Source organism: Qipengyuania aurantiaca (assembly GCF_019711375.1).
Classification (GTDB): domain Bacteria; phylum Pseudomonadota; class Alphaproteobacteria; order Sphingomonadales; family Sphingomonadaceae; genus Qipengyuania; species Qipengyuania aurantiaca.
Map to the genome: position 1 here is coordinate 2,083,468 of NZ_CP081295.1, position 19,969 is coordinate 2,103,436.

General features: G+C 64.8%; 16 protein-coding genes, 2 tRNA genes and 1 pseudogene. 6 read left to right on the forward strand and 13 right to left on the reverse strand.

Features of this window, described 5'->3' with window-relative positions; translation table 11 throughout:
- The 4 genes from K3148_RS10125 to ettA form a co-directional block, all read right to left on the reverse strand.
- Window positions 1–1,785, reverse strand: coding sequence for a sensor domain-containing diguanylate cyclase (locus K3148_RS10125; RefSeq protein WP_221424692.1), 1,785 nt, complete (start codon window positions 1,783–1,785; stop codon window positions 1–3).
- Between the two features lie 178 nt (window positions 1,786–1,963).
- Entirely contained in the window at window positions 1,964–2,401 is a 438-nt protein-coding gene (locus K3148_RS10130; RefSeq protein WP_221424693.1) for an FKBP-type peptidyl-prolyl cis-trans isomerase, read from the reverse strand.
- A 110-nt stretch (window positions 2,402–2,511) separates the two neighbouring features.
- Window positions 2,512–3,132 carry a hypothetical protein gene (locus tag K3148_RS10135; RefSeq protein WP_221424694.1) on the reverse strand — a complete coding sequence of 207 codons (621 nt, stop codon included), beginning with the start codon at window positions 3,130–3,132 and terminating at the stop codon, window positions 2,512–2,514.
- A 4-nt stretch (window positions 3,133–3,136) separates the two neighbouring features.
- The gene (gene ettA / locus K3148_RS10140; protein ID WP_221424695.1) at window positions 3,137–4,810 is read right to left on the reverse strand and encodes an energy-dependent translational throttle protein EttA; all 1,674 of its coding nucleotides are present in this window, start codon (window positions 4,808–4,810) and stop codon (window positions 3,137–3,139) included.
- 122 nt (window positions 4,811–4,932) lie between these two features.
- Between ettA and K3148_RS10145 the strand changes: the two genes are divergently transcribed.
- The 4 genes and pseudogenes from K3148_RS10145 to K3148_RS10160 all read left to right on the forward strand — a co-directional run bounded on the left by K3148_RS10145 (window position 4,933) and on the right by K3148_RS10160 (window position 9,850).
- The gene (locus tag K3148_RS10145) at window positions 4,933–6,108 is read left to right on the forward strand and encodes a glycosyltransferase (RefSeq protein ID WP_221424696.1); all 1,176 of its coding nucleotides are present in this window, start codon (window positions 4,933–4,935) and stop codon (window positions 6,106–6,108) included.
- A 101-nt stretch (window positions 6,109–6,209) separates the two neighbouring features.
- Window positions 6,210–7,094 (forward strand): annotated as a pseudogene (locus K3148_RS10150) (UDP-glucuronic acid decarboxylase family protein).
- Between the two features lie 39 nt (window positions 7,095–7,133).
- Window positions 7,134–8,489 (forward strand): M20/M25/M40 family metallo-hydrolase, encoded by a 1,356-nt coding sequence (locus K3148_RS10155; RefSeq protein ID WP_221424697.1) that lies wholly within the window; start codon window positions 7,134–7,136, stop codon window positions 8,487–8,489.
- 134 nt (window positions 8,490–8,623) lie between these two features.
- Window positions 8,624–9,850: a GGDEF domain-containing protein gene (locus K3148_RS10160; RefSeq protein WP_221424698.1), complete on the forward strand. Its 1,227-nt coding sequence runs from the start codon at window positions 8,624–8,626 to the stop codon at window positions 9,848–9,850.
- Here K3148_RS10160 and K3148_RS10165 read toward each other — a convergent pair.
- From K3148_RS10165 to K3148_RS10190, 6 genes are all read right to left on the reverse strand, one after another.
- Window positions 9,847–10,995: a DUF1501 domain-containing protein gene (locus K3148_RS10165; RefSeq protein ID WP_221424699.1), complete on the reverse strand. Its 1,149-nt coding sequence runs from the start codon at window positions 10,993–10,995 to the stop codon at window positions 9,847–9,849. The two genes, K3148_RS10160 and K3148_RS10165, sit on opposite strands and share 4 nt — an antisense overlap.
- Window positions 10,996–10,997: 2 nt before the next feature.
- Entirely contained in the window at window positions 10,998–12,380 is a 1,383-nt protein-coding gene (locus K3148_RS10170; protein WP_221424700.1) for a DUF1800 domain-containing protein, read from the reverse strand.
- A gap of 37 nt (window positions 12,381–12,417) precedes the next feature.
- A complete protein-coding gene (locus tag K3148_RS10175; RefSeq protein ID WP_221424701.1) occupies window positions 12,418–13,779 on the reverse strand; it encodes an MATE family efflux transporter in 1,362 nt (453 codons plus the stop codon).
- Window positions 13,780–13,808: 29 nt separating this feature from the next.
- A tRNA-Pro gene (locus tag K3148_RS10180) sits at window positions 13,809–13,885 on the reverse strand.
- Between the two features lie 33 nt (window positions 13,886–13,918).
- A tRNA-Ile gene (locus K3148_RS10185) sits at window positions 13,919–13,995 on the reverse strand.
- A gap of 79 nt (window positions 13,996–14,074) precedes the next feature.
- Window positions 14,075–15,781 (reverse strand): sensor histidine kinase, encoded by a 1,707-nt coding sequence (locus K3148_RS10190; protein ID WP_221424702.1) that lies wholly within the window; start codon window positions 15,779–15,781, stop codon window positions 14,075–14,077.
- A 241-nt stretch (window positions 15,782–16,022) separates the two neighbouring features.
- Here K3148_RS10190 and K3148_RS10195 point away from each other — a divergent pair, with 241 nt between their 5' ends.
- Window positions 16,023–16,484, forward strand: coding sequence for an Lrp/AsnC family transcriptional regulator (locus tag K3148_RS10195; protein WP_221424703.1), 462 nt, complete (start codon window positions 16,023–16,025; stop codon window positions 16,482–16,484).
- Window positions 16,481–16,909, forward strand: coding sequence for a GFA family protein (locus K3148_RS10200; protein WP_221424704.1), 429 nt, complete (start codon window positions 16,481–16,483; stop codon window positions 16,907–16,909). Before K3148_RS10195 ends, K3148_RS10200 begins: the two co-directional genes overlap by 4 nt.
- Window positions 16,910–16,919: 10 nt before the next feature.
- Here K3148_RS10200 and K3148_RS10205 read toward each other — a convergent pair whose 3' ends face one another.
- Genes K3148_RS10205 through accB form a run of 3 tightly spaced genes read right to left on the reverse strand, consistent with a single transcriptional unit; the run spans window position 16,920 to window position 19,925 of the window.
- On the reverse strand, window positions 16,920–18,029 hold the full coding sequence (locus K3148_RS10205; RefSeq protein WP_221424705.1) for a DUF3616 domain-containing protein: 1,110 nt from the start codon (window positions 18,027–18,029) through the stop codon (window positions 16,920–16,922).
- A gap of 42 nt (window positions 18,030–18,071) precedes the next feature.
- Window positions 18,072–19,421, reverse strand: a complete 1,350-nt coding sequence (accC, locus tag K3148_RS10210) for an acetyl-CoA carboxylase biotin carboxylase subunit (RefSeq protein WP_221424706.1) — start codon at window positions 19,419–19,421, stop codon at window positions 18,072–18,074.
- A 3-nt stretch (window positions 19,422–19,424) separates the two neighbouring features.
- Entirely contained in the window at window positions 19,425–19,925 is a 501-nt protein-coding gene (gene accB / locus K3148_RS10215) for an acetyl-CoA carboxylase biotin carboxyl carrier protein (RefSeq protein WP_221424707.1), read from the reverse strand.
- Window positions 19,926–19,969: the final 44 nt, after the last annotated feature.

Here is a 19,969-nt window from a genome sequence, read left to right on the forward strand (position 1 = left end):
TCAGGCGGCGTGGACGGTGTGCCGGTTGCGGCCGGCTCGCTTAGCCTCGTAAAGTGCCTTGTCGGCGGCGCGCAAAAGGTCGCGCTCGTCCAAGCCGGGCTGGAGCTCGGCAACACCGATGCTGAGCGTGACGGTCATGGGGTGCTCCCATTCTTCCGCCGCCAGCCGTTCGCGAATGCGGTCGCACCGCGGGTCGAGCTCGTCCGCGCGGCGCTTGGGGAAGACGAAGAGGAATTCCTCGCCGCCCATCCTGCCGACCGAATCGTCGCTCCGCAGCTCGTCCATCAGGATGGCCGCGATCTGCTTGAGCACCGTGTCGCCGACCTCGTGGCCGAATTCGTCGTTGATCGCCTTGAAGTGGTCGATGTCCACCATGGCGACGGTCAGCGGCTCGCCCTGGAATTCGTGGGCGTCCATCGCCTCGGCTAGGTTGGCGAGGATGCAGCGGCGGTTGGGCATGCCGGTCAGCGCATCGGTTTCGGCCAGCATGCGCACTTCGGCAGCCTCGCGCTCGGCCTTGGCGCGGGCGATTTCGAGCTGGGCCATGGTCTCGGCACGCTCCGTCACGTCCATCATGGTGCCGAACAGCGCGGTGACCTTGCCGTGACTATCGGCCTCCGCCTGGCCGCGGCAATCGATGTGGACGATATCGCCGGGCCCGCGCACCATCCGCGTTTCGAAGGCAAAGGGTAATGCCTGACTGGTGGCTTCCACGACGAAGGCGCGGACGCGGTCGCGGTCGTCGGGATGGATAAGCGCGAGCCACTGCTCGAAGCCGGGACTCTCACTCTCATCAAAGCCGCAGATGCGCAGAGCCTCGCGCGACCAGCGAGCCGAATTGTCACCCGGCTGGAACCGCCAGTGGCCTACCTTGGCCGCCCGCTCCGCCGCTTCGAGCAGGGCCGCGCTCTCCGCCGTCCGGGCGAGGGCATGCTCACGCTCCGACAGGAGGTAGGCGAGCGGCATGGACGAGCCGAGCAGCGCCACGAGGTAGAGCTGGAAGAACAGCACCTGTTCTTCGGTGGTGGAGAAGAACAGCGTCACCGGGCCTGCGTTGAAGGCGGTCAGGATCGAACCGATGGTCGCGATGATCGTGACGGCGGTGGCTGCGCCGCTTAAACCCATAATGGCCGTGGCGACGGCGATGCCGAGGACGGGCAGGAACAGGAGCGGCATATCCGCCTGACCGAAAGCGGCGACCGAGAGGATGGCGACCACCATCATGGTCCAGAGCGACCTCATCGACAGCAGCGCACGCTGGTCCTGCGGGTCCTGCGCAATGAACAGAATAACCGGCGTCACCACCAGCATGCCCAGCGACACCGTACTCGTCCATGAGGACAGGAAGGGATAGGTCATGTTGCCCGACAGCAGGCCCGCCATTAGGCCGCTGAAGCAGCCGGCGACGATTGCCGTGGCTGCGAAGCGCAACGTGTTCAACGGTCGTGAAAGCGGGGTGAGGGAAGCTTTGTTTCCGCCCATCAGGTAAAAGACGAGATAACCTTCGGCGAGGTTGGCGACGGTATAGCCAGCCGAATCGAGGACTCCCGATCCCGCCCAGACATTGGAGATCATGCTCGCCGCAGCGACATAAAGCGTCGTCATCCGGCGCCGGCGGGGGCCGAACAGGAGCAGGGCAGCCACGAAGATGCCGCTGGGAGGCCAGACGGCGGCAATGCCGTCCTCGCCCTGCGTCAGGTCGAGGGCGACCAGCGCGCAGGCAAGCCAGGCCAGTCCGAATACGATCGGCCAGCCGAAATACCCCGCACTCTTTTGTCTCGACACCAGCGAGTCCCTCCTGGTTCCGCGGTATACCAAACGATCGGGGATTTGGCTTAACAATTCATATAGTCCAAAACAGCCCACCTACACGTGGGAGAGCCGGCCGGAGTGCCGCTTCCCCGACGCGAGGCGCGCGGCGGGTTCCGGCGCACCCTCCTGGCATGCCGGAACCCGTTGGAAATCAGGCGGCCTGCTTGATCTCGCGCAGCGTGAGATCAAAGGTCACGTCCTCGCCCGCGAGCGGGTGGTTGCCGTCGACCTTCACCTGCTCTTCGCCCACTTCGAGGATGTAGAGCGTCATCGGCTGGCCGTCGGGCGACTGGGCCTGCAGCGCCATGCCGGGCTCCGGCGCGGGTTCGGGCGGCAGGTTGGCGCGCGGGATGTCGAGGATCAGTTCCTCGCGGCGCGGACCGAAGGCGCTGTCGCTCTCGATGGCGACGCTCTTTTCGTCGCCCACGGCCATGGAGGTGAGGGCAGCTTCGATCTGCGGGAAGATCTGCCCGCTGCCGAGCGTGATTTCCTGCGGACCGGTCTGCGCGGTGTTGCCGATTTCGGCGCCATCGCCCCGCTTGAGGACGTAGTCGATGATCACGGTGTCACCGCTGTTGGGAGTAGTCATGGATATCCTTTGAATTTCGTGTGTGCGGCGCGAGGAAACTGCGCCGTCAGGCAACGCACCCGCGGTTCGGATGCCTTGCGCGCGATTGTGTCAAAGGTGGGTGGGGGGAGTCAAATCGGCTGGTCCCGCGAGATTCGCTGCTCTTCTTCAAAAGCCAATTGTGCACATAGCTGCTCTATCTGGCGAACGATTGAACTCGCCGAAGGCAGAAGCTCGTAAGTGTGATGACGAACCTCTTCCAAACTTCGAGAAACAAGCGGCACCGCAGCGGCTATAGCTCGGGCAACCTCTCGGATGGTCACAAGATAGGTCAACTGCTTGGGGTGCTCGAAATCGTCTCGATAACTTGCAAGTCGCATCAGAAAGAAGCCTTCCTGCGCACTCATTCCGAGAGGATGCTTCGACCATGGAAGCGGTCTGGTCGTCGCTTCGGCGGCAAGCTGCCTGAGTGACATGACGCGGAATCCTGGTGTACTTCGCGGTCGTTCGTCAAAGTCGCGTTCGAAATACTCTAGCCATTGCTTTCTAACCTTCTCGGGAGACGCGCCAATGTTTGCGCTGCCTGCAAGTGCCACCGTTAGTGCCGACTGAACAGCCCGATGAGCCGAGCAAGCGGCTGAGAAAATATAGAGATTACGAGGTCCTGTATTTTCGAGGTGCGCCTTGCATTCTTCTAGCGAATGCAAGGCCACCGCCTCGGGGGAGATCTCAGGGTATCCGAGATCGAACAAGTGACTACCTAGTCAGCTTCTTATACGCCAACCGCGTCGGACGATCCGCAGCGTCGCCCAGGCGGCGTCGCTTGTCTTCCTCGTAGGCCTCGAAGTTGCCCTCGAACCATTCGACGTGGCTGTCGCCCTCGAAGGCGAGGATGTGCGTGGCGAGGCGGTCGAGGAAGAAGCGGTCATGGCTGATGACCACGGCGCAGCCGGCGAAGTTTTCGATCGCCTCTTCCAGCGCGCCCAGCGTTTCCACGTCGAGGTCGTTGGTCGGTTCGTCCAGCAGCAGGACGTTGCCGCCTTCCTTCAGCATCTTGGCCATGTGGACGCGGTTGCGTTCACCGCCCGACAGCTTGCCGACGTTCTTCTGCTGGTCCGCGCCCTTGAAGTTGAACGCGCCGACATAGGCGCGGGTCGAGGTGTCGTGGCCGTTGACCTTCATATAGTCGAGGCCGTCCGAAATCTCTTCCCAGACGTTGTTCTTGGGGTTCAGGTGGTCGCGGCTCTGGTCGACATAGCCGAGGTGGACGGTCGAACCGATTTCCACCGTGCCGCTGTCGGGTTCTTCCTTGCCGGTCAGGATCTTGAACAGCGTGGACTTGCCCGCGCCGTTCGGCCCGATCACGCCGACGATGCCGCCCGGAGGCAGCATGAAGGAGAGGTTTTCGAAGAGCAGCTTGTCGCCATAGGCCTTGGAGATGTTCTTGGCCTCGATCACCTTGCCGCCCAGACGCTCGGGCACCTGGATGACGATCTGCGCCTTGCCGGGCTTGCGGTCCTTCTGGCCTTCCTGGAGTTCCTCGAACTTGCGGATACGCGCCTTGGACTTGGTCTGGCGCGCGGATGGCGTCTGCCGGATCCATTCGAGTTCGCGTGACAGGGCCTTCTGGCGGCCGCTTTCCTCGCGGCTTTCCTGCTCGAGACGCTTGGCCTTCTTTTCCAGATAGGTCGAGTAGTTGCCTTCGTACGGATAGTAGGACCCGCGGTCGAGTTCGAGGATCCATTCCACCACATTGTCGAGGAAGTAGCGGTCATGGGTGATCATCAGCACCGCACCCGCATAATCCTTGAGGTGGTTTTCGAGCCACTGGACGCTTTCAGCGTCGAGGTGGTTGGTCGGTTCGTCCAGCAGCAGGATCGAGGGCTTCTGGATCAGCAGGCGGGTGAGCGCGACGCGGCGCTTCTCACCGCCCGAAAGATCGGTGACGGGCCAGTCGCCGGGAGGGCAGCGCAGCGCTTCCATCGCGACTTCGAGCTGGTTGTCCAGCGTCCAGCCGTCGACCGCGTCGATCTTGTCCTGCAATTCGGCCATTTCGGTACTGAGCGCGTCGAAATCGGCGTCTTCCTCGGCCATTTCCATGCCGATGGCGTTGAAGCGTTCGACCATGTCGGCCACTTCACGCGCGCCGTCCTTGACGTTTTCGAGCACGGTCTTGCTCTCGTCGAGCTCGGGCTCCTGCTCCAGATAGCCGACGGTGATGTTCTCGCCCGGCCATGCTTCGCCGGTGAAGTCCTTGTCGATGCCGGCCATGATCTTGATCAGCGTCGACTTGCCTGCGCCGTTAGGACCGACGATGCCGATCTTGGCGCCCTGGTAGAACTGCAGGTTGATATTGCTGAGCACCGGCTTGTTGGCACCGGGGAAGGTCTTGGTCATGTCCTTCATGACGAAGGCGTATTGCGCGGCCATCGGGCGAATCCTTGGATGTGTCGTCAAAGAGGGGAAGTTTGGTGGGCCAGATAGGCGCGAAGGGGGCAATCGGCAAGGTCGCTCTGGCAATTGGCGTGAGGCTGGCTTAGGCGACCATGGCAATGGACGAGACGCCGGGTCAGCACAGCAAATTGCCGCAGGTCGCGATCCTGTTCGCGCAGTTTGCCGCCTATCATGTCGACCGGGTGGAAGCGGTGGCGCGCCGGCTGAAGGGCCGGGCGGAGGTGCTGGCGGTGGAATACGCGACCACCAGCGCGGTTTATGCGTGGGAGCCGGCCGAAGGGATCGAGCACGCGCGCCATGTCACGCTGTTCCCGGGGCAGAGCTATCACGATCTCGGCAAGATGGAGCGCTATCGCGCGGCTAAGAAGGCGCTCGCCGGGGCCGACATGGTCTGCGTGGGCGTGCCCTATTCGCGGCCCGACATCATCGCGCTGTCCTGGCGGCTGGCCGCAGCGGGCAAGCGCATGGTGCTGATGACCGAGAGCAAGTTCGACGATTTTCCCCGGCGGCTGGCGCGCGAGCAGGCCAAGGCCAAGCTGCTCTCGCCCTACAAGGCAGCCATCGTCGGCGGTTTGCGCCAGCGCGACTATCTCCAGTTCCTCGGCTTCGGGGACAAGCCGATCGTGCCGGGCTACGACACGGTGGGGCTGGACCGCATACGCGCTCAGGGCGGCGGTGAGACGGTGCGCTGGGAGGACCGCGATTTCCTTTTCGTCGGCCGCTTCGTGGCGAAGAAGAACCTCAACGTGCTGCTGGCGGCCTATGCGCGCTATCGCGAACTTGCAGGCGCTGCGGCGCGGCGGCTGGTGCTGGCCGGGGACGGCGAACTGGCGGACGATCTGAAGGCGCAGGCGGGCGAGGGGGTGGAGTTCACCGGCTTCCTCAAGGCCGAAGCGGTCTCGCAGCAGCTCGCCCGCGCGCTTGCGCTGTGCCTCGTCAGCACCGAGGAGCAGTGGGGGCTGGTGGTCAACGAGGCGGCGGCTTTCGGCGTGCCCTCCATCGTCAGCCAGGCCGTGGGATCGCGCGATGCGCTGGTGCGCAACGGCGTCAACGGATATGTGGTCGAGCCGCAATCTATCGAGAGCATCGCGCGGGCCATGCTGGCGCTGTCGCAGAGCGAGCAGGCGTGGCAGCGCTATTCGGACGCGACCGCAGAGCGCGCGCATCTGGGCGATACCGAGCGGTTCGCCGACGCGGTGGAGGCGCTGTTCGATCCGACGAGCGAAGGCGCGAGCCGCGCGTTAAAATTCTGGCAGGAGATTTCGGAAGGATGAGTGACGCGAAACCGGGTGCGCTCGCGCGCTATTCGCTGACCAAGCGCGTGCTGGTGACGGGCGGGGCGGGCTTCCTCGGCTCGCATCTGTGAGACAGGCTGATCGCCGAGGGGCACGAGGTGCTGTGCGTCGACAATTTCTTCACCGGCGCGCGCGCCAACATCGCCCACCTCTTCGACCACCCGCGCTTCGAGCTGCTGCGCCACGATATAACCATGCCGCTGGCGGTGGAAGTGGACGAGATCTATAATTTCGCCTGTCCCGCCTCGCCGATCCACTATCAGTTCGACCCGGTCCAGACGACCAAGACCAGCGTCATCGGCGCAATCAACATGCTGGGCCTTGCCCAGCGTTTGCGCGTGCCAGTCCTGCAGGCCTCGACCAGCGAGGTCTATGCCGATCCCGAACTGCACCCGCAGCCCGAAAGCTATTGGGGCAACGTCCATCCGATCGGCCCGCGCAGCTGCTAAGACGAGGGCAAGCGGTGCGCCGAGACGCTGTTCTTCGACTATCGCCGCCAGCACGATTTGCCGATCAAGGTCGTCCGCATCTTCAACACCTATGGCCCGCGCATGCACCCGAACGACGGGCGCGTGGTCTCCAACTTCATCCTCCAGGCCTTGCGGGGCGAGGACATCACCATCTTCGGTGACGGCGAGCAGACGCGCAGCTTCTGCTATGTCGACGATCTCGTCGATGGCTGTGTGCGGATGATGGGGACCGATGCCGATACCACGGGGCCGGTCAATCTCGGCAATGAGGGCGAGTTTTCCATGCTCGAGCTGGCCGAAACCGTGCTCGACATTGTCGGTGGGAAATCGAAGCTGGTGCACAAGCCCCTGCCGCAGGACGATCCGCGCCGCCGCAAGCCCGATACCTCGCTGGCGCGCGAATTGCTCGGCTGGGAAGCGACGACCAAGCTGCGCGAAGGCCTTGCGAAGACTATCGAATATTTCGAGCAAAGCGGACACGCGCAGGCCGATTGAGGCTTGGCATCGCCGCTGGCGCTGTTAGCAAGCGGCCCCATGAACAAGTCGCTTCTCGCGCTCGCCGCGCTCTCGCTCTCCGTTCCCGCCCATGCCGACCGCGCTGATCTGGCGCTGGAAAGCGACACGATCGCGTGGGATTTCGTCGAGGGGATCACCACCGAAGTCGGCCCGCGCATGCCCGGTACCGAGCAGGAAGCGCGCGGTCGCGTCTGGGCGATGCAATGGCTGAGGGCCAACGGCTTCGCCAATGTCGCCGACGAGCCGTTCGACATGCCGACCTGGGTGCGCGGTGTGGAAACCGCCGAAGTGACCGCGCCTTTCGCGCAGCCGATGGCGATCACCGCGCTCTCGACCACCACGTCGACCGGGCCGGAAGGGCTGGAAGCCGAAGTCGTCTATTTCCCGACCTACGCCGACCTGCAAGCCGCCGAAGAGGGCAGCCTTGCGGGCAAGATCGCCTTCGTCAGCCACGATATGCGCCGCGCGCAGGACGGCTCGCATTACGGCTTTGCCGGCCCTGCGCGCTGGATGGCGCCCTCACTGGCGGCGAGCAAGGGGGCAATGGCGACGGTCATCCGCTCGGTCGGCACCGACAGCCACCGCGTGCCGCATACGGGAACGACGACCTTCGCCGAGGGCGTGAAGCCCACGCCGGCCGGCGCACTTTCCAATCCCGATGCCGACACGCTGGAGCGCATGTTCGCGCGCGCCGAGGGGCAGCCCATCCGCATGAAGCTGGTCATGACCCCGCGCGATCTCGGCATGACGCGCAGCGGCAATGTCGTGGGCGAGATCACCGGGCGCGATCCCTCGCTGCCGCCGGTCCTGCTCGCCTGCCATCTCGACAGCTGGGACCTCGGCACCGGCGCAATCGACGATGGCGCCGGCTGCGGGATCATCGCCGCGGCGGCAAAGCACGTGGCCGCCCAGGGCCAGCCGCTGCGTACGATCCGCGTGCTTTTCGCTGGCGCCGAGGAAACCGGCCTGTGGGGCTCCAAGGCCTATAGCGAAGCGCATCTGGACGAGCCGATCTATGTCGGCCTCGAAAGCGATTTCGGCGCGGACCGCATATGGCGGTTCGAAACCAATTTTACCGCCAGCGATTCGGCGCTTTATGCCGAGCTGGCGGCAAGCGTCGCCCGCTTCGGCGTGGCGCCCACGCGGATCGCGGCGACCGGCGGTGCGGACCTCAACCTTGTGCGTGACCAGAAGGGCCCGCTGATCGACCTGCAGCAGGACGGGACGCGCTATTTCGACCTCCACCACACGGCGGACGATACGCTCGACAAGATCGATCCGGTACAGCTGCGCCAGAACGTCGCGGTGTGGACCGCCGTGGTCGGCGTGCTGGCCAACCGGGCGGAGCCGATTGTGTTGTCGAGTGGCAACTAATCCGGAAAAATCCCGATTTGGTACAGATTTGGGTCGGAATTCCGTCCCGAAACTTGTAAGCACGCGCCAATTCTTTACGCGCCGTTAAGGGTACTCGCGTAAAGCAATGGGGGTAAGGAGGTCGGGGCGACCTAATGAGGGAACAGATCATCGGTCTCATCACGCCTACCATGGCGGCGGTGTTCTTCGTGCTTTTCCTGGTCATGTGGCACCGGGGGAAGATGGGGAACTATGTTCTCGCTTTCGCGCTCAGCTACGTCTTTTTCGCAATCGGCTTCATGGTTACGCACGTGCTCGACACGGCGGCATTCTATACCTGGCATGTTACCCAGTTCTTCTACACCATAGCCTTGGTGACGGGCGCATGGGGCTTGGCCCAGCGCGCAGGCCAGCCCCCGATGCTCGGTGTCTTTTTCGGCATCTACGTGCTCGCTGCGCTGACCCTGGCCGTGGCGGTCGTCGTAACGCCGGACGTCGGACCGAGGTTGGTGATCATCAACAGCGCTTATGGTGTGATCAAGGTCGTCACCTTGATGATCCTGCTCGGCACGGCTCGCCGCGATGCGATCGACAAGCTGATCATCGCCATGCAGGCGCTCTCGGCGGCACAGTTCCTCATCCGGCCTTCGCTGACCTTGCTGATCGAGAACCAGATCGCGGCCGACGCCTATCGCGATTCCATTTACTATTCGGTGCTCAACCTCTCGGTGACGGTCGTTTCGCTCTTGAACGCGATGATCCTGATCGGCGCCTGCGTTTACGATCAGATCAAATCGGTCAGAGAACGCGCCGAGCTCGACTTGCTTACGGGGCTGCGCACGCGCCGCGCCTTCGAGCAGGATGTCATCGCACAGGTCGAAAAGGCCAAACTGGAAGGCGTTCCGGTTTCGTTGGTCGTCGCGGACATCGATCACTTCAAGGCGGTCAACGACGTCTGGGGCCACCAGGTCGGCGACAAGGCGATCGCCGCCTTCGGGACGGTCGTCCAGGACACCATCCGCGATACCGACATCGCTGGCCGCATCGGCGGCGAGGAATTCTGCGTTCTCGCGTGGAATTGCGACGGCGAAGCGGCAATCTCCATGGCCGAACGCATCCGCAAACGCTTCGCGGAAACGCAGGTCGAGGGCATGCCCGAAGACCACCGCCTCACCGCCAGCTTCGGCGTGGCCGGGCGTAACGAGGGCGAGGGATACGGCAAGGTCTTCGCCCGAGCCGACGCTGCGCTCTACACCGCCAAGCAAGAGGGGCGGAACCGCACCGTGCGGATCGAGCACAAGAAGGCGCTCGCCAGCGTTTCGAAACTGGGCGCCGCCCTCGCGGATCATCCCGAGGACAAGCCCCGGGCCGCTAGCGCCTAGGCCAGCAGGCCCTCGACGGGCCGCGCCGTGCGGTTCGGAAACAGCTCACGCATCACCTTTTCCGCATCCATCCCGTAATGGTCGGCCATCGCGCCGGCCATGAGCGCTTCCAGCGACTGGGTCGGCATTAGATCACGACGTTCGAACAGGTTTTGCGGCGCTAGGCCCGGCCAATCGGCCACGACCCTGCCGCCGCGCACCGAACCGCCCAGCAGCAGCGCCGCGCTACCCGTGCCGTGGTCGGTGCCGTTGGTCCCGTTCATCGCGACGGTGCGGCCGAATTCGGTAACGACCATCACGAGCGTGTCCTTCCACACAGGGCCGATGCCCTTGCGGAACTCGGCGATGAGCCCGTCGAGCTGGCGGAAGCGATTGTCGAGCATCCCCATCTGGTTGGCGTGGCTGTCCCAGCCGGGCAAATCGACCATGGCTATCCGCGCGCCTTGCGGATCGCGCAGCATACGCGCGGCGAGCACGCCGACGTCGGTGGCGCGCGCGAGATTGCGCATGTCGGAAGCGTCGGCAATCCCGTCGGCCTGCTGCGCCGCCTGCCACAGCGCGGCCAGCTGCGAGTCGGCGGAATAGAGGTCGGGTAGCCGCTCGATCAGTCCCTCGCTCGCCTTGGGCAACGGGCTGGGGGCGTAGGTCGAGGCCGGATTGTCGCCGCGCAGGGCCAGCGGAAGGGCGGATGCCAGGGCTATGGCCGGAAGTTCGCCGCCGCCGGCGAGACCGAGGAAGCGGTTGAGAAAGCCGTCGCGGCGCTGGAAGGGCTGCGTGCCGCCTGTCTCGAGCAGGTTCTGCGCGTCGAAATGCGAGCGTTCGCGATAATCGGTCGCCACGGCGTGCGCGACAAGCGCCTCGCCATCGGCATAGAGCTTGCCCACCTCAGCCAGCCGCGGATGCAGCGAGAACATCCCGTCGAGCTTGGGCGCACCGGCATAGGCCTTGACCCAGCGGGCACGGTGCTGGCGGTAGGCGGGATCGGCCAGCGGTGCGGCGAGTGCCAGCCCGTCAGTCGCCCCGCGCATCACGAGGACGAGCAGGCGTTTCTCGCTCGCCGCGCGGGCGAAGGCGAACTTGGGGCCAAGGGCGGCAAGGCTCGCCCCTGCCATCGATCCGGCCAGCATGGTGCGTCGTGTCAGCATCGCTATCTCCGCATCATTTCGGGCGATACGAGCAGCAGGGCAAACCCCATCTCGTTGCTTTCGGCCCATCGAATGGTTTGCATCGTGCTCTCGGACAGCGAGCCGGGGAACATGGCTTCGGCGAGCGCGCGCGTGTCTTCGAGTCGCATTTCGGCGGCGAACCGCTCGGCTGCCTCCACCCTCCGAAGTAACGAACTGGGCGCAGCCCAGCCACCTTCCCTGTCGTCCCACCCTGCGGGAGATCTAGGTTTCCAAACCTCTTGTCCCAGTGCGCGCATCATCCCGGCAAAATTCCCATCAATCTGGGAAACTTCCCCTCCTGCGCGCAGCATTGCGATTGCCCATTCCCAAGGCTGGCGGAACTTAACCGGTCCCGGCTCCCAGCATTCTTGAGAATCAATCAGGGACAAATACACGCTCGGCAAATGGCCGTCGGTTTTCGTGAACGTGGAACTCAGTCGCTCCACGAGTGCCTTCGGAGGTGCATCGCCCGCAAAATGGCGCGCTAGCTTTTCTGCAACGAACAGTGCGGTTGAAGGGTGGCGAGCAAGATCCTCAAGAATAGCGATCGCTTGGCCCGCGCCGTTGTCAATATAGCGACGGCCAAGAACGATCCGCTGTCCCGGTTGGTGGAACCAGTCGAAAAACGACGCGCCGCGACCCTGTGGCACGGCTTTATCGGCGTAAGGAATGCCCTCGATAGTCCAACCGGTCAAGGCCAAGGCCAGTTCGGTCACATCATTTTGCGAATACCCACCGTCGACACCGAGTGTGTGCAATTCAAGTATCTCGCGCCCCAGGTTCTCGTTGAAGCCCCTCTTACTCTGCCTTTTGCGAGTGCGGTATTTCGCTGCCGAGCTGGAAGGTCCAAGCGATCGAAACTGATCAAGGTAAGCCAGCATCGCTGGATGCAAAGCGGCCGCTTTCAAAAGATCGACGAAGAAACCGTTGACATGCGGTCGGACTGCACCGAATTCATAAGGCGCAAGCAGCATGGGCACTTGCGATTTGTCTGACGACACGGCGAAATGATTTGCCCAAAAATGGACCATCCGCTCCATGAACGGTGTATCTGTCGCAAATGCCAGACGAGCTCGTATGGCAATGTCACCGTTTACGGAGGCACGGACTGCCTTTCGGCGCTCCTTCAGAAGAAGACTACGTTCCTTGCCTTCTGCTTCGTCGCGCATCGAGCGAAAGGTGTAGGTGGCTTCTACCGCACGCCGGACGGCTTTGGCGCCAATGGCGCGTCCGGCAACTTCTGAAGGTGAGGGCCGATAGGCCTCGATCTGCCGGACCAGCCAGGCGCGCGGATCGCTCGGCAGGGCATCGCCCCGGCGATAGCCGAGGCCGAAGCGGTTGAGGGCGATGGCGAGTGGGGTCATGGCGTCGGTTCTTGTCCGTTCCTTCAGTCAGGGCAACTCACGCCGCCCGTTTTGGTCCCCCGCCGCTGAAGTGCCTTGCTAGGAGGCCGGGCATGAATGCCACCTGTAACGCGGCGCGCGCGACGAGGAACAGGCTGAAAGAAAGCCACAATCCGTGGCTTCCCAGCGGCCAGCTGACCCATAGCGCCAGCGCGTAGACAATCGCCGCGCCGATCATCGTCAGCAGCAGCCTGTGCGTCCAACTCGCCCCGACATAGACCCCGTCGAGGACGAAGCCGGCCAGGCCGAGGAAGGGGATGACCACCAGCCAGGGCGCCAGCGCCTGCGCCTCGATCCGGACCGCCTCGGTCGCGGCGAAGCTGGCTAAGATCGGGTCGGCGAGCAGGAAGAAGCCGCCAGCGACCAGCGCGGCGGCGACCATGCCGCGCCACAGGATCGCGCGGATATAGAAGATGAAACCGCGCCGGTCGTGCGCGCCCGCGCGCTCGCCATTCAATACCTGCGCAGCGTTCTCGAACCCGTCGAGCAGCAGGGCGGTGAAGATGAAGAGCTGGTAGATGATCCCGTTTGCCGCCAGCACCACCGCGCCGCGCTCGGCCGAAAGGCGGGTGATCCCGGCCAGAGCCACCACGAGCACCACCGTGCGCAGGAAGAGGTCGCGATTGACGGTAAGGAAGGGGCGCAGCTCGGCCAGCTTGGCCACCCCGCCCGCCCTGGCCCGCGCCACCAGCACGGCGCCCTGCGCCCCGCCGAGCATGATCGCGGCCAGCACGGCAAGCTTGGCGTATTCGGCGATGAAGCTCGACCAGCCGATCCCGGCGATGCCCCAGTCGAGGCCGAGCACGAACCACAGGCCCAGCCCGACGTTGAGGAGGTTGTAGGCGACCTCCACCAGCAGCACCGTCTTCATCCGGCGCTGGCCGACGAGGAAGCCGATCATCGCGAAATTCGCCATGACCGCGGGCGCGCTCCAGTACCGGATGTCCGCATAAACCCCCGCCGCCTCGCGCACCGCGCCGCTCGCTCCTAAAGCGTCCAGCGCCAGAGGCAGCAGCAGCGGCTTGGCGAGGATCAGCAGCGCGGCGATGGCGAGGCCGATGATCAGTCCCCGCAGCAGCACCAGCGCCTGCGCCTCGGCGCCCGAGCGCGTGCCTTCCTGTGCCACCAGCCCGGTGGTGCCGGTCTTGAGGAAGTTCATCACCGTGAAGAGGACGGCGAACAGCCGCGCGCCCACGTCGACCGCACCTTGCGTCGGCGCATCGCCCAGCCGCCCGACAATCCAGATGTCGCCGATGCCGATCAGCGCAGTGGCGACATTGGTCACCATGGCAGGCAGGGCAATCGCCCAGATGGCGCGCGTATCGAGAGGGGTGGGAGGGGAGGCGGTGGTGGCGGTCACTCGCTCACTCCCTTGCAATGTTCAACGTGTGGTCGGGGAGACAAGATTCGAACTTGCGACCCCCTGTACCCAAAACAGGTGCGCTACCAGGCTGCGCCACTCCCCGACACGTACGTCGAACTTCTGACCGGACGGCTGTTGGTAGGCCCGGCAGGACTCGAACCCGCGACCTAGCCGTTATGAGCGGCCAGCTCTAACCAACTGAGCTACGGGCCCCCGCCAACCATCCGAGAAGGCGAAACCGCCGCCTAGCGCCGCCCTTGGCGCGAGGCAAGCAGCGAAAGGGCAAATTTGCCTATCCCGCGGCGTTTTCGGGCGCGGGCGCGGTCTCGGCGGCGGTCAGCAGCGGGAGCGACAGCACCAGCCGGTCGCCATCGCGCAGCAGCTCGCCGCCCGAGGAACGGGCCTCCGCGCGCGCCAGCCTCAGCGAGAAGCCCGCGCCGAAGATCCCGGCGCTCAGCGCGCCCGTGCTGGGCCGCGTTTCGACCGAAAACACGTCCTCCGCCTCGCGCAGGGTGGCGGGCAGGGTGGTGGCGAATTCGATCTGGTCGCCGGCGGTGTCGAGGTCGAGGCGGATCGTCTCGCCCGCCGCCGTGGCCCCGGCGATCGTGGCGAGGAGGCGCCAGGCGAGCATCTCGGCTTCCGACTGGTCGAGAGCGAGCGGGGCGCTAGCATCGCCCAGATGCGCATCGAAGCGCGCCACGCGCGGGCTCAGCACGGTCTGCAACTGCATGACCTGGCGGCGCGCAATGGCGGCGAAATCGCAGTGGCCCGCTTCGAGTTCGAGCACGCCCGCCTCGAGCTTGGCCAGCCGGTCGAGCTCGTCGAAACCGGCAAGGATATGCGCCGAATCGCCCGCGATGGTGGCGGCGATGCTGCGGTATTCGTGCGGGACCGGGCCGATCATCTGCTGCTGGATGATCTCGGCATAGCCCTGCATGGCGTTGACCGGCGTGCGCAGCTCGTGGAGCAGCTGGCGCAGGCGGTCGGCGGCAGCCTCGCGCCCGTCGGCCACCTCGGCAGCGACCCGGCGCAGGCGCCCGACATAGCCGAAGAAGCGGCCTTCGTTGCGGGTGAAGCGCGGGGTGGCGTCGAGGATCCACTCGCCCGCAATGCGCGGTGCGCCGCGCAGGGCGATGCGCAGGTTGCTCAAGGGCTGGCGGCGGCTGATGGCATCGACCAGCGCGCTGGAGCCGAGCGTCTTCAGGTCGGTGCCCACGATCATGGGCGCGGTAGAGCCCTCGGCCCAGTCGACCCGGCCGCGCGAATCGGCGCTGAAGATGAAGTGTTCGAGAGGTCCGGGTTCGCCCCGGTCCTCGTCGCCCATCGGCAGGCGCGGGGCCTCGGCATCGCTGGCGGGCGGAGCGGCGCCGGATGCGCGCGCGCGGCGGAAGCCTTCGATCCGTTCGACCAGCGAGCGCACGTCGTCCTTTCCCGGCGCGCTGCGCGGCTCGTGCGCGGCGGGCGGCGCGGATTCTTCGGTAGCGGGCTGGGTGTCCTCGATCTCCGGCCGGGGCCTTTCGGTCGGCGGGGCGAGCTCTTCCATCAGCTCGAGCGGTTCGGGTTCGGGCAGGGCGCGGTCGGACACGCCAAGCCGGTCGAGTACCTCCACCGCCTCGCGCGGCAGATCGCGGCGATGGCGCAGGAAGCCGCGCGCACGGATTGGCAGCTTCGGGATGAGTTCGGCCCACTCGCCGCCCCGCAATTGCGCGCGATAGAGCGCCGCGGCGGCGACATGGGGATGCGCCTCGCCGAACCATTTGACGAGTTCGGGATTGCGGAAGCGCCAGCCGCTCTCGCCCACGATTGCCGCGCGGGTCTTGGCCGGGATCATCTCGCCCAGCGCGATCAGGCGGAGGTATGCCGCAGCCTTCAACGCACGATCGCCGGCCTGCGGCCGCTCGCCGAGCAAGTCGATGAGCTGGCGGAACTGCGTCTTCGCCGCACGCTCGCCGGTTGCGCGCAAGCGCAGCACAGTGGCAAGGCGGTCGTCGAAATGCATTCAGTCTCCGGCTAAAGGGCGCGAGTATGGAGGATGGGCCATCGCACATCTGCCCTCATCCAGGCTCAACAGATATAGTTAAGCGGCCATTTACCCCAGCTGCACGCTCTCCTGCGTTGCAATGTGGGACGATTGCTGGCAAAGATAATAATGTTAGCCAATCGGATGGTTGCGCACTTCCAACATTTCATGTGCGCAAAACGATCCCCTTGGCATGCCGTCTGAACGGGGAAGAATCGCCATGGCCAATCTCGACGATATCGATCGTCGCCTGCTGTCGGAACTGCAGGATGAAGGCAGAATCACCAATGTCGAGCTGGCGCATCGCGTCGGCCTGACCGCGCCGCCCTGTCTGCGCCGCGTCCGCGCGCTGGAGGAAGAGGGCGTGATCCGCGGCTACCACGCCGATCTCGACCCGTCGAAGCTGGGCTTCTCGATCACCGTCTTCGCCATGGTCAGCCTGAAGAGCCAGGCGGAAGACGCGCTGCGCGAATTCGAGGCTGCGATGAAGGATCTGCCCGAAGTGCGCGAAGTCCACATGCTCAACGGCGAGATCGACTTCATCATCAAGATCGTCAGCCGCGACCTGCAGGCCTTCCAGGAATTCCTGACCAGCAAGCTGACGCCCGCGCCCAATGTGGCGAGCGTGAAGACCTCGCTGACGATCCGCACCAGCAAGAACGATCCCGGCGTCCCGCTATGAGCAAGACCCTGACCGGCCATTGCCTCGGCGGTGCGGTCACGGTGGAGCTTTTAGGCGCCAAGGACGAACTTGAAATCTGCCAATGCACCATGTGCCGCCGCTGGGGCGGGGCTTTCTACGCGGCCTTGGCGGGGGACAGCTTCACGCTCGGCGGTGAGGAGTCAATCACCGCCTACGCTTCGAGCGATTGGGGCGAGCGGGCCTTTTGCTCGAAATGCGGGACGAATATCTGGTGGCGCTTCAAGCCGACCGGCAATCGCAGCTTTTCGGCTGGCCTATTCGATGGTTCGGCGAAGCTCGGCATCGAGAAGGAAATCCTCGTCGATGAAGCGGCGGACTGGTGCCGGCTGCAGGGCGACCATCCCCGCCAGAGCGGCGAGGAAGTGATCGCCGAGGCCAAGGCCGCCGGTTTCACCTTCGACTGATGGCCGCGCCTCAGATCTCGAACAAGTCCGCCAGAATCGTGCCCTCGTCGAGATCGAGCCGGTCGGGGTTGGGGCTGTCGTAAAACACCAGCAGGCGGCGGTTTCCATCCTCGTCGGTGAAGAATTCGATGCCCTCCGGGTGGTCAGCGTCCAACTTGACGGGGAGGTCGAACAGCCGCTCGGGACGATGCAGCTTGACCGTTTCCTCGTCCTCTGGTTCCTCGTTCACCCAGTCGTTCCAGCGGTAGATCGCGCAGCGTCCGTCGAGGTCCTGCGTGGGTCCGGCAAGGATCAGCAGGTCGTCGCCATCGAGCAGCAGGTCGCGGATGCCGAGGCCGCCCAGATCCATCAGCCGCTTGAAGGGCTTGCCGGGCAGGTGAAGCTTGCCGCTCTCCTTGGGCTCGATCTGCGGTTCGAGCAGCAGGGCAAAGGTCTGGATGACCGGGCCGCGCAGTCCCAATGCGATGCGCTCCGGCCCGGCGGCGGCGATGCCCTCGATATCGAAACCGCCTTCCTTGGCCGCCATGCGCAGCGAGGGGCCGACCAGCGGGTCCTTCGCCATGTAGCGCCCCAGTTTGCTGCCGTATTTCGCCTTTTGCGAGACCAGCCCGGCGCGGCGGTCCCCGTCTTCCTTGACCGGTACGGCATGGCCGTCCTCGTCATAGAGCAGCGGGATGCGCGCCAGCACGCAGCGCGGGCGGGTGTCCTTCAAGTCGGCCAGCTTTTCCAGGTCGATGCAATCGGGTTCTGCCCCGTCGTCGCGCGGATCGGGGCGGGTGCGCGAATGGCTGCCGGTCACCCACAACCAGCCGTCGATCGCGGCCAGCCCCTCGATGTCCATCTCCTCCTCCGGGTCCTTCAGGTCGATGAAGTCCTTGAGCGGATAGCGCGTGTGGTTCTCGTACCAGCCGTATTGGCCGGGGGTCAGCCGTTCGACCCCATGCGCCTCGTCACCCGCCACGAAGAGCGTCTCGCCGCAAAAGGCGCTGGCGGAGATGTCGTGGATGGGATGCTCATCTTCGTGCGCATCGCCGGAGAACTTGAGCTTCAGATGCCCGACCGGTTCGCGCGGGGCGGGCAGGTCGTCGCTGTTGGTGAAGGGCTGGGGCTTGAGGGTCATGGGCATTGAACCCATGACCCTGCCGATTGGTTCACCGGGGACTTATGCGTCCCGCTCTTTCAGCCATTCTTCCAGCCATTTGATCGAATAGTCGCCGCTTTTCACGTCGTCCTGTTCGAGCAGGGCCTGGTGGAGCGGGATCGAGGTTTTCACGCCTTCGACCACCATTTCTTCCAGCGCGCGTTTCAGCCGCATCATGCAGCCTTCGCGGTTGCGGCCGTAGACGATCAGCTTGGCGATCATGCTGTCGTAATAGGGCGGGATCGAATAGCCGGCGTAGAGCCCGCTATCGACGCGCACATGCATGCCGCCGGCGGGGTGGTAATAGCTGATCTTGCCCGGGCTCGGCGCAAAGGTGAACGGGTCTTCCGCGTTGATGCGGCATTCGATCGCATGGCCCTTGAACTCGATCTCGTCCTGCTTCACCGACAGCGGCTTGCCGTCGGCGATACGGATCTGCTCGCGCACCAGGTCGACGCCGGTGATGGCTTCGGTCACCGGGTGTTCGACCTGAAGGCGGGTGTTCATCTCGATGAAGTAGAACTCGCCGTTTTCCCACAGGAATTCGATCGTGCCCGCGCCGCGATAGCCCATGTCGCGCATGGCCTGTGCGCAGACTTCGCCCATGCGCATGCGGTCTTCCTCGCCCAGCACGGGGGAGGGGGCCTCTTCGAGCACCTTCTGGTGGCGGCGCTGGAGCGAGCAGTCGCGCTCGCCCAGATGGATGGCGTTGCCATTGCCATCGCCGAAGACCTGGAATTCGATGTGGCGCGGATCGCCGAGGTATTTTTCGATATAGACGGTGGCGTCGCCGAAAGCGGCCTTCGCCTCGCTGCCCGCCTGCTTCATCAGCGTTTCGAGCTGGTCTTCGCTTTCGCAGACCTTCATGCCGCGGCCACCGCCGCCGCTGGCGGCCTTGATGATGACCGGGAAGCCGATTTCCGCGGCGATTGCTCGCGCTTCCTCGACCGTCGCGACAGCGCCGTCGGAACCGGGCACAAGCGGCAGGCCCAGCGCACCGGCGGTCTTCTTCGCTTCGACCTTGTCGCCCATGGTGCGGATATGTTCGGGCTTGGGTCCGATCCACTTGATGTCGTGGGCTTCGACGATCTCGGCGAACTTGGCGTTTTCCGAGAGGAAGCCGTAGCCCGGGTGGATCGCATCGGCCTGCGCGATTTCGGCGGCCGAGATGATGTTGGCGATGTTGAGATAGCTGTCGGCGGCGGCCGGCGGACCGATGCACACGGCGTGGTCGGCAAGGCGGACGTGCATGGCATCGGCGTCGGCGGTGGAATGCACCGCGACCGTCTCGATACCCATCTCGTGCGCGGCGCGGTGGATGCGCAGCGCGATTTCGCCGCGATTGGCGATGAGGATGCGTGAAATGCCCATGGCTTACCCGATGACGACGAGCGGCTGGTCGAATTCGACCGGCTGGGCGTTCTCGACGAGGATCGACTTGACCGTACCGGCCTTGTCGGCGGTGATCGGGTTCATGACCTTCATGGCTTCCACGATGAGGAGGGTCTGGCCTTCCTTCACGCTGTCGCCGACGCTGACGAAGTCCGACGCGCCCGGTTCCGGGGCGAGATAGACGGTGCCGACCATGGGCGACTTGATCGCGCCGGCGGTGTCGGCTGCTGCGGGCGCGGGGTCGTTACCCGGAGCAGGGGCTGCCGGAGCCGGTGCGGCGGCTGCGGGTGCAGGTGCTGCCATCGGTGCAGGCGCTGCGGCCATCGCCACGCCGCCACCGCGCGATACGCGGATCTTGCGGTCGCCATCCTCGACTTCGATTTCGGTGAGCCCGGTGTCGCCCAGCATCTCGGCGAGTTCGCGCACGAGCGAGGTGTCGACGTCCATGCCGGATTTTCCGGCGTTACCTTTACGTTCGGCCATGAATGGTCCCTTGTCAGTTATTGCACGCGCCTATGCGTGAGCCG

Coding starts and splice junctions, on each gene's coding strand:
- K3148_RS10130 (WP_221424693.1), bottom strand. CDS start 2,401: ATGACTACTCCCAACAGCGGTGACACCGTGATCATCGACTACGTCCTC.
- ettA (WP_221424695.1), bottom strand. CDS start 4,810: ATGGCCGCGCAATACGCCTTCGTCATGAAGGACATGACCAAGACCTTC.
- K3148_RS10145 (WP_221424696.1), top strand. CDS start 4,933: ATGGACGAGACGCCGGGTCAGCACAGCAAATTGCCGCAGGTCGCGATC.
- K3148_RS10155 (WP_221424697.1), top strand. CDS start 7,134: ATGAACAAGTCGCTTCTCGCGCTCGCCGCGCTCTCGCTCTCCGTTCCC.
- K3148_RS10160 (WP_221424698.1), top strand. CDS start 8,624: ATGAGGGAACAGATCATCGGTCTCATCACGCCTACCATGGCGGCGGTG.
- K3148_RS10165 (WP_221424699.1), bottom strand. CDS start 10,995: ATGCTGACACGACGCACCATGCTGGCCGGATCGATGGCAGGGGCGAGC.
- K3148_RS10170 (WP_221424700.1), bottom strand. CDS start 12,380: ATGACCCCACTCGCCATCGCCCTCAACCGCTTCGGCCTCGGCTATCGC.
- K3148_RS10190 (WP_221424702.1), bottom strand. CDS start 15,781: ATGCATTTCGACGACCGCCTTGCCACTGTGCTGCGCTTGCGCGCAACC.
- K3148_RS10195 (WP_221424703.1), top strand. CDS start 16,023: ATGGCCAATCTCGACGATATCGATCGTCGCCTGCTGTCGGAACTGCAG.
- K3148_RS10200 (WP_221424704.1), top strand. CDS start 16,481: ATGAGCAAGACCCTGACCGGCCATTGCCTCGGCGGTGCGGTCACGGTG.
- K3148_RS10205 (WP_221424705.1), bottom strand. CDS start 18,029: ATGACCCTCAAGCCCCAGCCCTTCACCAACAGCGACGACCTGCCCGCC.
- accC (WP_221424706.1), bottom strand. CDS start 19,421: ATGGGCATTTCACGCATCCTCATCGCCAATCGCGGCGAAATCGCGCTG.
- accB (WP_221424707.1), bottom strand. CDS start 19,925: ATGGCCGAACGTAAAGGTAACGCCGGAAAATCCGGCATGGACGTCGAC.